Source organism: Okibacterium sp. HSC-33S16, from assembly GCF_024171565.1.
GTDB lineage: Bacteria > Actinomycetota > Actinomycetes > Actinomycetales > Microbacteriaceae > Mycetocola_A.
This window is the reverse complement of sequence record NZ_JALJZZ010000005.1, coordinates 159,549-172,341: the sequence shown is the minus strand read 5'-3', so window position 1 is coordinate 172,341 and position 12,793 is coordinate 159,549. Positions and strand designations below refer to the sequence as shown.

The 12,793-nt window shown below is 62.4% G+C and carries 16 protein-coding genes; 10 read left to right on the top strand and 6 right to left on the bottom strand.

All coding sequences use genetic code 11. The annotated features are described in order from the left end of the window. Positions 1-5 precede the first annotated feature (5 nt). Together L1277_RS12560 and L1277_RS12555 are read right to left on the bottom strand one after the other, a co-directional pair. A complete protein-coding gene (locus L1277_RS12560) occupies positions 6-758 on the bottom strand; it encodes a membrane protein insertase YidC (protein WP_253376806.1) in 753 nt (250 codons plus the stop codon). A 69-nt stretch (positions 759-827) separates the two neighbouring features. Further along, on the bottom strand, positions 828-1,121 hold the full coding sequence (locus L1277_RS12555; protein WP_253376805.1) for a DUF6412 domain-containing protein: 294 nt from the start codon (positions 1,119-1,121) through the stop codon (positions 828-830). 147 nt (positions 1,122-1,268) lie between these two features. Between L1277_RS12555 and L1277_RS12550 the strand changes: the two genes are divergently transcribed. From L1277_RS12550 to L1277_RS12540, 3 genes are all read left to right on the top strand, one after another. Then, positions 1,269-1,514 (top strand): hypothetical protein, encoded by a 246-nt coding sequence (locus L1277_RS12550; protein ID WP_253376804.1) that lies wholly within the window; start codon positions 1,269-1,271, stop codon positions 1,512-1,514. A 191-nt stretch (positions 1,515-1,705) separates the two neighbouring features. Continuing rightward, positions 1,706-1,975 carry a glutaredoxin family protein gene (locus tag L1277_RS12545; RefSeq protein ID WP_374110234.1) on the top strand — a complete coding sequence of 90 codons (270 nt, stop codon included), beginning with the start codon at positions 1,706-1,708 and terminating at the stop codon, positions 1,973-1,975. Continuing rightward, positions 1,972-2,271, top strand: coding sequence for a Dabb family protein (locus L1277_RS12540; RefSeq protein WP_253376802.1), 300 nt, complete (start codon positions 1,972-1,974; stop codon positions 2,269-2,271). The genes L1277_RS12545 and L1277_RS12540 overlap by 4 nt, the downstream gene beginning before the upstream one ends. Positions 2,272-2,283: 12 nt before the next feature. Here L1277_RS12540 and L1277_RS12535 read toward each other — a convergent pair whose 3' ends face one another. Both L1277_RS12535 and aspS read right to left on the bottom strand, forming a co-directional pair. Then, positions 2,284-2,679, bottom strand: coding sequence for a PLDc N-terminal domain-containing protein (locus L1277_RS12535; protein ID WP_253376801.1), 396 nt, complete (start codon positions 2,677-2,679; stop codon positions 2,284-2,286). A gap of 151 nt (positions 2,680-2,830) precedes the next feature. Beyond that, complete coding sequence (gene aspS / locus L1277_RS12530; RefSeq protein ID WP_256481680.1) at positions 2,831-4,204, bottom strand: aspartate--tRNA(Asn) ligase; 1,374 nt, start codon at positions 4,202-4,204, stop codon at positions 2,831-2,833. A 115-nt stretch (positions 4,205-4,319) separates the two neighbouring features. Here aspS and L1277_RS12525 point away from each other — a divergent pair, with 115 nt between their 5' ends. The 6 genes from L1277_RS12525 to ccsB all read left to right on the top strand — a co-directional run bounded on the left by L1277_RS12525 (position 4,320) and on the right by ccsB (position 9,406). Further along, a complete protein-coding gene (locus L1277_RS12525; protein WP_253376799.1) occupies positions 4,320-4,955 on the top strand; it encodes a histidine phosphatase family protein in 636 nt (211 codons plus the stop codon). Between the two features lie 8 nt (positions 4,956-4,963). Next, positions 4,964-5,539: a TlpA disulfide reductase family protein gene (locus L1277_RS12520; protein ID WP_253376798.1), complete on the top strand. Its 576-nt coding sequence runs from the start codon at positions 4,964-4,966 to the stop codon at positions 5,537-5,539. A 4-nt stretch (positions 5,540-5,543) separates the two neighbouring features. Further along, positions 5,544-6,290, top strand: a complete 747-nt coding sequence (locus L1277_RS12515) for a cytochrome c biogenesis CcdA family protein (protein ID WP_253376796.1) — start codon at positions 5,544-5,546, stop codon at positions 6,288-6,290. Further along, on the top strand, positions 6,274-7,989 hold the full coding sequence (locus tag L1277_RS12510) for a cytochrome c biogenesis protein ResB (protein ID WP_253376794.1): 1,716 nt from the start codon (positions 6,274-6,276) through the stop codon (positions 7,987-7,989). Before L1277_RS12515 ends, L1277_RS12510 begins: the two co-directional genes overlap by 17 nt. Further along, positions 7,986-8,375 carry a DUF3054 domain-containing protein gene (locus L1277_RS12505; RefSeq protein WP_253376792.1) on the top strand — a complete coding sequence of 130 codons (390 nt, stop codon included), beginning with the start codon at positions 7,986-7,988 and terminating at the stop codon, positions 8,373-8,375. Before L1277_RS12510 ends, L1277_RS12505 begins: the two co-directional genes overlap by 4 nt. 65 nt (positions 8,376-8,440) lie before the next feature. Then, the gene (ccsB, locus tag L1277_RS12500; RefSeq protein ID WP_253376981.1) at positions 8,441-9,406 is read left to right on the top strand and encodes a c-type cytochrome biogenesis protein CcsB; all 966 of its coding nucleotides are present in this window, start codon (positions 8,441-8,443) and stop codon (positions 9,404-9,406) included. An 11-nt stretch (positions 9,407-9,417) separates the two neighbouring features. Here ccsB and L1277_RS12495 read toward each other — a convergent pair whose 3' ends face one another. Continuing rightward, a complete protein-coding gene (locus tag L1277_RS12495) occupies positions 9,418-10,440 on the bottom strand; it encodes an o-succinylbenzoate synthase (protein WP_253376790.1) in 1,023 nt (340 codons plus the stop codon). Positions 10,441-10,484: 44 nt separating this feature from the next. Between L1277_RS12495 and L1277_RS12490 the strand changes: the two genes are divergently transcribed. Next, positions 10,485-11,390, top strand: a complete 906-nt coding sequence (locus tag L1277_RS12490) for a 1,4-dihydroxy-2-naphthoyl-CoA synthase (RefSeq protein WP_253376788.1) — start codon at positions 10,485-10,487, stop codon at positions 11,388-11,390. A 50-nt stretch (positions 11,391-11,440) separates the two neighbouring features. On the opposite strand, the gene L1277_RS12485 is transcribed toward L1277_RS12490, so the two are convergent. After that, entirely contained in the window at positions 11,441-12,688 is a 1,248-nt protein-coding gene (locus tag L1277_RS12485) for an NAD(P)/FAD-dependent oxidoreductase (protein WP_253376786.1), read from the bottom strand. Positions 12,689-12,793 lie beyond the last annotated feature (105 nt).

The window sequence follows — 12,793 nt, the reverse complement described above, 5'->3', positions numbered from 1 at the left end:
CTCGATTAGGTTGCCATCGTCTTCTCGTAGCGTCGGCGAAGTACCGCGCGCTCGACGAGGGTCCAGCTCGTCGTCACCGTGAGATACAGGGTTGCCGCGAGCGGAACGATTGCCGCAAAAACTACCGTGAGAAATGGCATCCAACTCACAATGCCGGTCAGATTCTGCATGCCAGCGGGAAGTCCTTCGGCGGGCGGGGGAGCGTTGCGCAGTGCCGCACGACGCGACAGCCCTGCCACCGTGGCGATGATGCACAGCAGCACAACGTAAACGAGCACCCCAGGCCAGACGGTGCCGTCGGTGAGGAACCGTACAAGTGGCGTCCCGAGCTGCACACCGAAGACGTGCTGGCCCAGAAGCGCGTTCGGGTGTCCGTTGATGGCCTGCAGGATGAAGAGACCGTACACGGTCGAGATGACCGGTGCCTGCAGCAGTGTCGGCAGGCACCCGGCCAGCGGTGAGGCCTTTTCGGCGGTGTAGAGCTCGAGTGTTTTCTGTTGCAGCAGCTCGGGCTTCTTCTTGTAGCGCTGCTGGAGTTCCTTGAGCTGGGGTGCGAGGCGACGTCGGGTGAATTCGGCGCGCACCTGCGAGCGGCCAACGGGAATCAGAAGAGTGCGCACAAGCAGAGTGATGGCGACGATGGCCGCTGCTGTACTGAGCGAACCGGCGAAGGGCGTGAGCACGTCGGCGAGGCTGGAAACGAGTGAATAAGCAAAGTCGAGCACGATCGCGATAGGCGCGAACGAATAGATGTCCACAGGGGGAGTCCTTACGGTCAGAGGGAAGGGTCGCGAATGATCGCGAGCCCTCCTTGGGTTACCGAAGGGCTACGCGACCGCCTCTGACAGGCCAGGCGCTCGGGGCTGTGGACGCCCGGCCGTGGTGGGATGACTTGGCGCCGGAATGCGGGTGAGCGATTCACGATGCTCACGTGATCGCGATCCGACCATCAGTCGCAGGGCGATGATGGTGACCGCGAGATAACGAGCGCTCAGGAGAGCGGATGCCGCCAGCACGGCGACACCGGCAACGAGCAACGAGGACGGTTCAGCCTGCGCGACAGCGAGCACGACAAAGGAGACGGTCAGGACCATCACCAGGTGCTTGTGGAGAGCTGTCATCGGTTCCTCGATGTCGTGTCATTCCGATGCTAACCGAATGCCGGCATGGAGAAAGGGAAATCTCGCCTGGCGGCGACGGGCTTGAGGTCGCCACGACTTCGCTCCAGCGAGAAATCGTCGCACCCACAGACGCGTACTCTTGACCTCATGAGTGAATCGCGCAGCACCCCCGGCCAGAAGAACGACAACGGCTGGGACGTGGGCGTACGCAAGACCATCGACGCCTCACCCGAGACCGTGTGGAAGTACCTCGTCGGTGAGGGTCTGCCGGCGTGGCTCGGCGACATCGAGTCGCTCCCATCCAAAAAAGGTGTCCGATACCAGACGCGTGATGGGGTACGAGGCACGGTTCGTGCCTTCGTGGCCGGCAAGCAGGTTCGGTTATCCTGGTAACCTGAAGATTGGCCCCACGACACCACGCTTCAGGTCACCGTGGCCAACGCTCCGCGGGGAGCAGGCGCGACAGTTGAGTTCCGCCACGAGGAACTCGCCGACCGCGACGAACGCCGGATGATGCTCGGTCACTGGCACAGTGTCACCGACCTACTCGTCAATCATTTCGCGTAGCGGATTAGGCTGGGATGGTGGCAACGGCATCCCTCACCCTCATCTCCAAGCCGGGCTGTCATCTCTGTGATGACGCCCGTGAAGTCGTGACGCGTGTCATGACCGAGGTCAGCGCACGTCCCGAGGCGCCCGACGTCACTCTCGACGAGGTCTCGATTCTCGACGACGCCCAACTGCACGACCGGTATGCGGAAGAGATACCGGTGCTGCTTATCAACGGACGCGTCCACAATTACTGGCGCATCGATCCGACCCGCCTCACAACAGCACTTCTGGAGCTCGCATGATTCGCCACATCGTTTGCTGGAAACTCGCCGCGACGGACGACGCCACCAAAGCTGAGCACGCTGCTCGAATCACTCGCGAAATGGGCGAGCTCCCGGCTTTGATCCCTGACATCCTTTCGTTGCAGGTCGGTACGAACGTCCTGTATCCCGAAGTCAACTGGGACCTCGTCCTCATCGCTGACTTCGAGGACGCTGCAGCGCTCGAGCGGTACGTCGTGCACCCCGAACACCAGCGGGTCGGCAAGTTCATCGGTGAGGTTCGCTCAGACCGGATCGCCGTCGACTTCGAGGTTTAGAAGCCTGACTCGCTACGCGCGGGCCAGCGCCTTGGCCTTCAAGGTCTCGTACTCCGTTTGCGTAATCGCTCCTGAATCGAGGAGCGCCTTTGCGGTCACAATTTCGTCGCTGGGAGTGGCCTTGCCAGCCGCTTCCCGGATGTATGCGTCGGCGGCAGCTTTCGAACTGTGTGCTCTCTCGGCCGATCGCTCCGCCATGCCTTTGCCGCGCGCAATGAGATAAACGAGCGCGGTCAAAAATGGCAGAAAGACTAAGAAGAGAAGCCAGACGGCTTTGAGGAAGCCATTGAGATGCTGGTCACGGAAGATGTCGCCAATGATCGAGAAGAGAGCGACGAGGTAGGCGACAAACGCGAACGCCCAGAAAAAGACCCACAAGAGGTCCCAGATGCTTCGAACGAATTCCACAGCGGTTCCTTCCCGATGCGGTCGAGCTCGGCAGCGCGGCCGTCTGGACGAAGCTTATTGCTGTAGATACACCAAAGTCACTAGCTCAACCGGTTACCCGCGAAGGGGCTTGGCTGAGCCAGTGACTCTGATTGTGCTGTAACCCTGCGGTTTACGGCAGGAGACGGGTCGGTCCGCGGAAGAGGTAGGTAACCTCGCGGATCGACGTCTCGTGCAGCATGAGCATGAGAACGCGAGCAAGGCCCATACCGAATCCACCGTGCGGGGGCACCCCGTAGCGGAAGAAATCGAGGTAGAACTCAAGTTCCTCAGGGTCGAGACCCTTCTCCTTAGCCTGCTCGATCAGAACGTCGACGCGGTGCTCGCGCTGTGCTCCGGTCGAAATTTCAACGCCGTTGAAGATCAGGTCGTAGCTCTTGGTGATCGACGAGTCACCCTCGTGACGCATGTGATAGAACGGCCGGATGCTCGACGCATAGTCGGTGAGGAACACGAACTCGTGCCCAAATTTCTCGGCGACGTACGCTGCGATCTGGCGCTCACCCTCGGGGTCCATGTCGTCGTCTGCCCGAGGAACCTCGTAGCCGCGGTCAGCAACGATCTGCTTGGCCTCGGCGAGCGGGATGCGCGGGAACGGGCTGGAGGGGACGACAACCTCGAGGTCAAACAGCGCCTTGATCTCGTCGCCGTGCTTGTCCTTGACGGCGCTGAAACCAGCGACGATCAGGTCTTCGTGCAGCTTCATGACATCTTCGTGCGACTCGATCCAGCTGACCTCAGAGTCAATAGAGGTGAACTCGGTGGCGTGGCGTGAGGTAAATGAGGGGTCGGCACGGAATGCGGGCCCAACCTCAAAGACCTTGCCGAAACCGGCCGGCTGAGCCATCTGCTTGAAGAACTGTGGGCTCTGCGCCAGGTAAGCCTTGGTGTCGAAATAGTCCACTTCGAACAGCTCGGCGCGAGACTCGCTCGCCGATGCCATCAGCTTGGGGGTGTGGATCTCGATGAAGTCGTTCTCGATCCAGTAGGTGCGAAGCGCATGCTCGAACGTAGTCTGGATGCGGAAGATCAGGTTCTGCTTCGGGTTACGGAGGTCGAGAAAACGCCAGTCCATCCGCTTGTCGAGGCTTGAGTCCGCCGCGATCGGCGTCTCGGGCAATGCCTCTCCCACGACCTCGAGCGATTCGAGCTTGATCTCCAGCCCACCGAGCTTCACGCGCTCGTCATGCTTCAGCGTTCCGGTCACCGTGACAAACGAGCCGTGTGCGAGACCTGAGATCGATTCGGTGATGGCGAGCTTCGCGGCCGATCCCTCGTCGTCGGGGTTCAGTTCGCGAGTCGCGGGATTAACCAGCTGGGCAGCGCCGGACTCATCGCGCAAGACGATGAACTGCACCTTCTTCTGGTCGCGGACGGTTTCGACCCATCCAGATACGGAGACGGGACCCTCGGGAAGGGCAGCCAAATTCTTGATCAATACGCGTGTGGTCACGAGGGTCAAGCTTACCCGCGTCGCGCTGCGCATCTCCTGACCTCCAACCGGGCCGCAACTCAGCCCCCGGAAGCGAGATAACCGCGGTGACTCCCCACCGGTCGGCTCTCGGCGTTTTCCGAGTTCTACCGAACGTAGACTGGGAGGTGTGGTAGCCAGCCAGATACACCTCGTCCGTCACGGCGAAGTGCACAATCCGTCGCGAGTCCTCTATGGTCGACTCCCTGGTTTCCGACTCTCCGAACTCGGTACCCGCATGGCGGGAGCCGCCGCAGATGATCTCGCGTCTCGCGATCGATCGATCACGCGCCTCGTGGCATCCCCTCTGCAACGCGCGCAGGAATCAGCCGCGCCGCTCTCCGAACGATTCGGTCTCGACATCATCACTGACGATCGCATCATCGAGCCGACCAACCATTTCGAGGGCAAGGTCATGCGTATCGCCCTGCGCAATCCGGTGAACTGGCCTGCCGTTCGTAACCCACGCAAGCCCAGCTGGGGTGAGCCATACGTTTCCATCGTGGCGCGCATGCTCGACGCCGTCCGCGACGCGTGGGAGTCGACCGAAAGCGGAGACGCTGTTCTCGTCAGCCACCAGCTGCCGATCTGGATGGTCCATTCGTCTCTAACCGGTGCGCCGCTTCCGCACGATCCTCGCCAACGCCGGTGCGGATTGTCGAGCATTACGACCTTCGAGCACCGCGATGGTGTCTTCGTTGAGGTGGGCTACACCGATCCTGCCGCTAGTCTCGCGTCGGGTGCGACAGATGTGGGAGCGGTATGAGACGACGGATGACTGTGCTTGCCGCGGTGATCGCCTCGGCGCTCGCCCTGACCGGTTGTGCCAGCGACCCGCTGGCCGAACAGTACAAAGAGGGCAGCAATAAGGGATACATCGCCGGTGACGGCAGTGTGACCGAAATCGACGCGTCCGACCGCGGAGAGTCGATCAGTTTCTCCGGCGTCACCGAGAATGGCGAAAAGTTCTCCTCGGACGACGTCGCTGGAGAGGTCCTTGTGGTCAACTTCTGGTACGCCGCGTGCGCTCCGTGCCGCGCCGAGGCGCCGGTGTTGCAAGAACTCAGCGCCGAATATGACGGTCAGAACGCTCAGTTCATCGGGGTCAACGTTTACGACCAAGCCGACACAGCGAAGTCGTTCAACGACAAGTACGGAATCACCTACCCATCGATCATGGATGTGCAGGACGGCGCGGTGAAGCTCGCGTTCACCGGCAGCGTTCCACCCAAGGCCGTGCCCACCACCCTCGTGCTCGATAAGGAAGGCCGTGTGGCTGCGCGCATTCTGGGCCAGGTGCAGGAAGCGTCGATTCTCGGCACTCTTATTCGCGACACCATCGACGAGTAGCGCCGTGAATCCCGGCGAAATCATCTTCAACGGCCAGCTGCTGGCGGCCATCCCGATCGCACTGCTCGCCGGGCTGGTGTCGTTCGCGTCACCCTGTGTCCTTCCGCTGGTCCCCGGTTACCTCGGCTATGTCGGCGGAATGTCCAATGGTGCCCGGACGAAGACCACTCCGGCCAGGTCGCGAGTCCTTCTCGGTGCCGTGCTCTTCGTGCTCGGGTTCTCACTTGTCTTCGTCCTGATCGGCGCCTTTGCCGGCACTGTCGGTGCCTTCGTTGTGCGCTGGGAAGACATCATCACCCGCGTTCTCGGAGTGGTGGTGATCGTGATGGGACTCGTCTTCATTGGGCAGTTCTCATTCCTGCAGCGGACGGTGAAATCAAACTTCCGACCAGCGACGGGCCTCGCCGGAGCTCCTCTCCTCGGCATCGTCTTCGCTGTCGGCTGGACACCGTGCCTCGGACCCACACTCATCGCCATCAACGCGCTGAGCTTTGACACCGGCTCCACCGGGCGAGGTGCGATCCTTGCCCTGTTCTACTGCCTGGGGCTCGGCATTCCATTTTTGCTCGTGGCGGCTGGCCTCAACTGGGTCACGGGATCCGTCGCATTCTTGAAGCGGCATATTCGTGCGATAAATATCGGAGGCGGCATCCTGCTCGTAATTATTGGGGCGCTCATGGTCACCGGGGTCTGGGGAATCCTCATGTCGAAGCTCGGGGTGGTGATCAGCGGATTTGTCCCGGCCATCTGATTACGTTGACGCGGGCGCGCCGCTGAGCGAGCGAGAACCCGCCGAGTCGAACCCGAACATTCAGCAGCCGAAACTCGGCTTCGTTGGCACACTCCGGTTCATCTGGCGTCAGCTGACGAGTATGCGCACAGCGTTGTTCCTTCTTCTCCTTCTCGCTGTCGCCGCTGTGCCCGGATCACTCGTACCGCAGCGGAGCTCCGACCCCAACGGTGTGATTCAGTACTTCGCCGACAACCCGAAGCTGGCCCCGGTCCTCGACAACATCCAGATGTTCGACGTGTACGGATCGGTGTGGTTTTCGAGCATCTACCTGCTGCTGTTCATCTCGCTGATCGGCTGCGTGATCCCACGCACCAAGCATCACTTTGACGCCATGCGTGCACGCCCGCCGCGCACCCCGGCGCGGCTGGAGCGCCTTCCAGCCCACACCGAGCAAACGCTCGAGGGCGGTGACGCCGGAGCAGCGATCGCAGCCGCTCACACCCTGCTCAAGAAGTCCGGTTACCGCACCGAGCTGTACCAGGGCAAGAAGGGCGACATCTCGGTCTCTGCCGAGCGCGGCTACCTACGCGAAACGGGCAACCTCGTGTTCCACTCCGCTCTGGTGGGAATGCTCGTCACGGTTGCAGTCGGTGGTGGCCTCGGTTACGCCGGTCAGCGCGTTGTTGTCGAGGGTCAGACCTTTGTGAACACCCTGCTCGACTACAACTCGTTCAACCCCGGTCGCTTCTATAACCCCGACGACCTCACCCCTTATGCGCTCTCGCTCGACCGGTTCGACGTGACCTACGAGCAGAAAAACCTCGACGCATACGGACAGCCGACGGACTTCACCGCCTTCGTTACGACGCGGACCCCAGGCGGCGAGCCCGAAAAGCGCACCGTGAAAGTCAACGATCCGCTTCGATACGAGGGCACGGACGTCTACCTCCTCGGCAACGGATACGCACCGACCATCACCGTCCGTGATGCCGACGGCAACGTCGTCTTCACAGACTCCGTTCCGTTCCTGCCTCAGGACGCCAACCTCACCTCGCTCGGCGTCGTGAAGATTCCGGACGGGCTCGAAAAACAACTCGGCATGATCGGGTTCTTCTACCCCACAGCGCAACTCCTCGACAGTGGCGCGTATACATCGACCTATCCCGACCTGGTCTTCCCGGTACTTACCCTCAACGTCTACACCGGTGATCTCGGTATCGACGACGGAGCACCCAAGTCGGTCTACGAACTCAACACAGACGACATGACGCAGCTCACCGGTGGCAAAACCGGTGTTGACTCGATCGAGCTGATGCCCGGCCAAAGCCAGGAGCTCCCCGGTGGATACGGAAGCATCACCTTCGAGAACGCGAATCCCGACGCAGAACCGATCGCAGCGGATGCGTCGGCTGACGACGATGGTGCCACCGTCAGTACCGCAGACTTCGCCTCGTCGGTTCCGCGATTCGCGTCATTCGACGTGCACCACGATCCCACCCAGGGCTGGGTCTTCCTGTTCGCCATGCTCATCCTCGGCGGTCTGCTCACTTCACTCTTCATCCCTCGACGTCGGGTCTGGGTTAAGGCGACCGACAACCCGGATGGGACCGTGCGTGTGCAGTATGCGGGTCTCGCCCGCGGTGAAGACCCCGGTCTCATCGAAGCGGTCGATGCGATTGCCTACCGCCACGGCACAGCGCTCGGGCTTGAGCGATGACGGCGCCGGTGCGCTTGATCGTTACGGCATTCGCCATCGACGTCGTCGCCACACTCGTATTCGTCGTGGTGGGGCGGGGAAGTCACAACGAAGACCCGACACTCGCGGGTCTCTTCGTGACCTGGTGGCCGTTCCTGGCGGCGCTCGTGCTCGGATGGATCGTCACTGTTGCTTGGCGTCGTCCGTTCGGTCCGGTGTGGCCCGGCCTCGGGCTCTGGGCCATCACCGTCGTCGGCGGAATGCTCTTCCGCACACTGTCCGGTCAGGGCACCGCTCTGCCGTTCATCATCGTGGCCACGCTCGCCGTTGGCGTTCTTGTGGTCGGCTGGCGTCTCGTCGCCGCACTTATCCGTCGTCGCTCCCGAACCCGCACGCCCTCAGCGTGAACCCCGAGAGGTACTGTTAAACCGTGGATCTCAACGAACTGTCCGTCCTTGCCCTCTGGTCCGCCATGGCAATCTACGCGCTCGCGTTCATCGCCTTCGCGATCGACCTCGCCAAGCGTTCCGCCGAGGTGACCGCAGCGGGGGAACTGACGGCATCCGAAAGCTCTGCGACCAAGGTGCAAGCGGCCAGCGACGCGTCCGTTGGCGGCTCACGTGCGTCAACGACGACCCTCACTCGCGCCGACCCCGATGCCCCACAGGTCCAGCCGAAGCGGTCGGCTGTTCTTCGCGTCGCCGTTGCGCTGACCGTCCTCGGTTTCCTGCTTCACCTCACCGCGGCAATCACGCGAGGCGTCGCCGCTGAGCGGGTGCCGTGGGCCAACATGTACGAATTCGCCATGACGGGCACACTGCTCATCATCGCCACGTTCCTCGTTGTGATCGCCCGGGTCGACCTGCGGTTCCTCGGCACCTTCATCGTCGGACTCGTCCTCGTCCTCCTCGGCATCGCTGCCGTCAACTTCTACGTTGAGATCGTTCCGCTTCCGCCGGCGCTGCAGTCAGCCTGGCTGGTCATCCACGTCTTCGTGGCGTCCACCGGCACGGCCCTCTTCGCTCTCGGCTTTGCACTGTCCGTCCTCCAGCTAATCCAGTACAGGCGTCAGGCCATCGGTGCCGACCTGTCCAAGCTCAAGCTCAAGTTTGTCGCGACGCTGCCCGGGTCTGCACGCTTGGAGAACCTCGCATACCGGGCGAACATTGTGGCGTTCATTCTCTGGACGTTCACCCTCATCGCCGGGGCGATCTGGGCTGAGCGTGCGTGGGGCCGTTACTGGGGCTGGGACACCAAGGAAGTGTGGACTTTCATCATCTGGGTGATCTACGCCGGATACATTCACGCTCGTGCGACGCGCGGGTGGCGTGGGTCACGATCGGCCTGGTTGTCGATCATTGGGTTCGCTGCCGTACTGTTCAACTTCAGCGTGGTGAATCTCTTCTTCAAGGGGTTGCACGCCTACTCGGGCCTCTAAGCCCGACCACGTTACTCCGCGTGCGCTGATGGCACCGTCGACGGCGTGTCGTCGGTGTCATCGAGCAGCGCGTAGCAGCGGGAGACGCGGTCCAACCACCACTGGCGGCGCTGAGCTGATGCTGCATAGCCGTCGAGCATGCGTGGGGTAGGCGCAACCCTGCGAACGTCGACAGATCCACCTGATGCTTTCAGCGGAGCATCCGTCACATCCGCAGACAACAATGACGCCGTCCCCAGGCCGCAGTCGTAGTCGAGCTCGGGAACGACCGAGGCGAGCCACGCACCCATCGACAGGCCGACGGAGGTGTCCAGAGCACTGGACACCACAACCGGAAGCCCCGCCTGGGCGATGATGTCAAGCGAGCGGCGGATGCCACCGAGCGGCTGGGCCTTCAACACGAGAACGTCAGCGGCACCGGCCCGGGAAACCAGGAGCGGATCGGCCGCCTTGCGCACACTCTCGTCTGCGGCGATCGGTACGCCCATGTATTTGGTGCGTCGTCGAATCTCGACAAGCTCATCGACTGTCGCGCAGGGCTGCTCAACGTACTCAAGGTCGTACTCCGCGAGGGCATGAATGGCGTGTTCGGCCTCGTCAACGTTCCAGCCGCCGTTCGCGTCAATGCGAATGCGGGCTTCGGGTCCGAGCAGGTCGCGTACCGCACGCACGCGTGCGATGTCTTCGGCAAGTCCCTGCCCGCGTTCGGCGACCTTCACTTTCGCTGTGCGGCATCCGTCAAACCGTTTGAGAATTCCAGCCACACGATCGACGTGGACCGACGGCACCGTTGCGTTCACGGGGATACTCGAGCGGAGAGGAGCGGGCAGGTCGCCAAAGGCGAACTCGATGGCCGCCCGGAGCCAGGTGGCGCTTTCGGCATCGTCGTACTCGAGGAAGGGAGAAAACTCACTCCAGCCGTTTGGCCCCTCAAACAACAGCGCTTCTCGCTCTTCAATGCCGCGGAATCGCGTGGCAAGGGGCAACGCGACAACGCGCGCGGTGTCGAGGAGGTCAGTCAACTTCGGACGCATGCCCCCAGTCTGGCACCGGTAGGTAGCGTCGTTAGGCTTGAGCCATGACCGTGTCAGAAATATTCGATGAGACGCAGTGGACTGACGTTGCGGGGTTCGCGTCGCTCACCGACGTGACCTACCACCACGACCTGTCGGGTCGCATCGCGCGCGTGGCGTTCAACCGCCCAGAGGTTCGCAATGCCTTCCGGCCGCACACCGTCGATGAGCTCTACCGTGTGCTCGAAGATGCACGAACAAACTCCCGCATTGGGGTTGTGCTGCTCACGGGCAACGGCCCCAGCCCGAAAGACGGCGGGTGGGCGTTTTGTTCCGGTGGCGACCAGCGCATTCGCGGGCGCGACGGCTACAAATACTCCGACACGGACTCGGCAACCGGCGTCGACCCCGCTCGAGGCGGACGCCTGCATATTCTCGAGGTCCAACGGCTGATCCGTTTCATGCCCAAGGTCGTCATCGCGGTCGTTCCCGGCTGGGCGGCCGGCGGTGGACACTCACTCCACGTGGTGTGCGATCTCACCATCGCCAGTCGTGAGCATGGAAAATTCAAACAAACGGATGCCGACGTCGGCTCGTTCGACGCCGGTTACGGCAGTGCCTATTTTGCGCGGCAGATCGGACAGAAGTTCGCTCGGGAGATCTTCTTCCTGGCCGAGGAGTATTCGGCAGAGCGGGCATACGAGATGGGAGCGGTCAACGCGGTCGTCGCGCACGAGGAACTGGAATCCACGGCCCTGGCGTGGGCACGCACCATTCTCACCAAGTCTCCAACCGCGATCCGCATGCTCAAGTTCGCATTCAATGCGGTGGACGACGGAATGGTCGGACAGCAGGTGTTCGCTGGTGAGGCGACCCGGCTCGCGTACGGCACCGACGAAGCGGTTGAAGGACGTGACTCCTTCCTGGAGAAGCGCGAACCCGACTGGGGCCCATACCCCTGGCAGTACTAGGTGTTCAGAAGCCCGCGAGTTCACGGAGTCGCGCTTCATCCTGCGCGAACTTAGTCGGCGCGTCCCAACACGACGTGCGTGCGGCTGTGGCTGAGGTAGTCCTCTGCCCAGGAGATCAATGCCGATGCCCGCTGCCGTCCGCCGGACAGCAGCACCAGGTGGACGGCCAGCCACGCGACGAACGCGACCGGACCGTGCACCAGGCGACGCTTGCGCCCGAGCTCTGCAACGGCGGCTCCGCGGCCGATCATCGCCATGTAGCCCTTGTCACGATATTCGAACGGCTTGGTTCCGCCCCCCGTCAGCTCGGACGCGATGTTCTTCGCTGCCCACTTTCCAGCCTGTTGCGCGCACGAGCCGAGCTGCGGCAACTTGTTGCCCTGCGCATCGGTCATGTTGGCGGTGTCGCCGAGCACGTACACGCCCTGCAATCCGGGTGCCTTCAGGTCGGGTGACACGTCAACCCGGCCCCCACGCCCCAGGGGCAGTCCCGACTCGGCGATGAGCCGGCCCGCCTTGAGCCCACCGGCCCAGACCACAATGTCGGCGGGCAGCGTCGTGTCGTCAGCGAAGGTCACGCTCCCCGGTGTGACGTTGGTGACGCCTGACCCGAGTTTCAACTGCACGCCCTTCTTCCTGAGCTGCTTCTCCGCGTACGCCTTGGACTTGTCATCGAACGGCGTGAGGATGTTGGGCAGCATGTCGACGAGGTGCACAGAGCACTTCTCGGCGAGCTCGGGTGAGAAGTAACCGGGCACGACGTACTTGAAGTTCTCGGCGATCGCACCCGAGATTTCCACCCCGGTCGGGCCGCCACCCACAACGACAACTCGCACGCCGTGTTCCATGGTCGGTTCGGTGTTCGCCGTGTTGAGCGCCGCGACGAGTGCCGTGCCCAGCCGGGTTGCGTCGCGAATCGAGTAGAGCGGGTAAGCGTGCTCCTGCGCACCCGGCGTATTGAAGAAGTTCGGCTCAGCGCCGTTCGCGAGCACGAGCATGCGGCCCGGATACGTGTGCCCATCGGTCGTGGTCACGCTGTGCGAGTCGAGGTCGATTGAGGCCACTTCCGCCGTGAGTACTTTCACGTTACGGGTGCGATGAAAGATCGACCGCAGTGGCCGGGTGACCTCAGAGACGCCGATTTGGGACGCAGCGACCTGATAGAGCAGCGGCTGGAACTGGTGGTAACTGTTCTTGTCGATCAGCAGGGTCCGGATGCCCCGTCGCCCCAGTTCACGAGCACATGCGACACCGGCGAAACCCCCACCGACGATGATCACTTCCGTTGTGGTTGACATGGCTTCACGTTACGCCGAGTGACAAAGCTGTCAACCGGGATGCGTCGTCGCGAAAAAGCCTGCGTGGCAGGTATCGGGGAATCACGGCGATTGCGCGCATACACT

Coding starts and splice junctions, on each gene's coding strand:
- L1277_RS12555 (WP_253376805.1), bottom strand. CDS start 1,121: ATGACAGCTCTCCACAAGCACCTGGTGATGGTCCTGACCGTCTCCTTT.
- L1277_RS12550 (WP_253376804.1), top strand. CDS start 1,269: ATGAGTGAATCGCGCAGCACCCCCGGCCAGAAGAACGACAACGGCTGG.
- L1277_RS12540 (WP_253376802.1), top strand. CDS start 1,972: ATGATTCGCCACATCGTTTGCTGGAAACTCGCCGCGACGGACGACGCC.
- aspS (WP_256481680.1), bottom strand. CDS start 4,204: ATGCGCAGCGCGACGCGGGTAAGCTTGACCCTCGTGACCACACGCGTA.
- L1277_RS12520 (WP_253376798.1), top strand. CDS start 4,964: ATGACTGTGCTTGCCGCGGTGATCGCCTCGGCGCTCGCCCTGACCGGT.
- L1277_RS12505 (WP_253376792.1), top strand. CDS start 7,986: ATGACGGCGCCGGTGCGCTTGATCGTTACGGCATTCGCCATCGACGTC.
- ccsB (WP_253376981.1), top strand. CDS start 8,441: ATGGCAATCTACGCGCTCGCGTTCATCGCCTTCGCGATCGACCTCGCC.
- L1277_RS12495 (WP_253376790.1), bottom strand. CDS start 10,440: ATGCGTCCGAAGTTGACTGACCTCCTCGACACCGCGCGCGTTGTCGCG.
- L1277_RS12490 (WP_253376788.1), top strand. CDS start 10,485: ATGACCGTGTCAGAAATATTCGATGAGACGCAGTGGACTGACGTTGCG.
- L1277_RS12485 (WP_253376786.1), bottom strand. CDS start 12,688: ATGTCAACCACAACGGAAGTGATCATCGTCGGTGGGGGTTTCGCCGGT.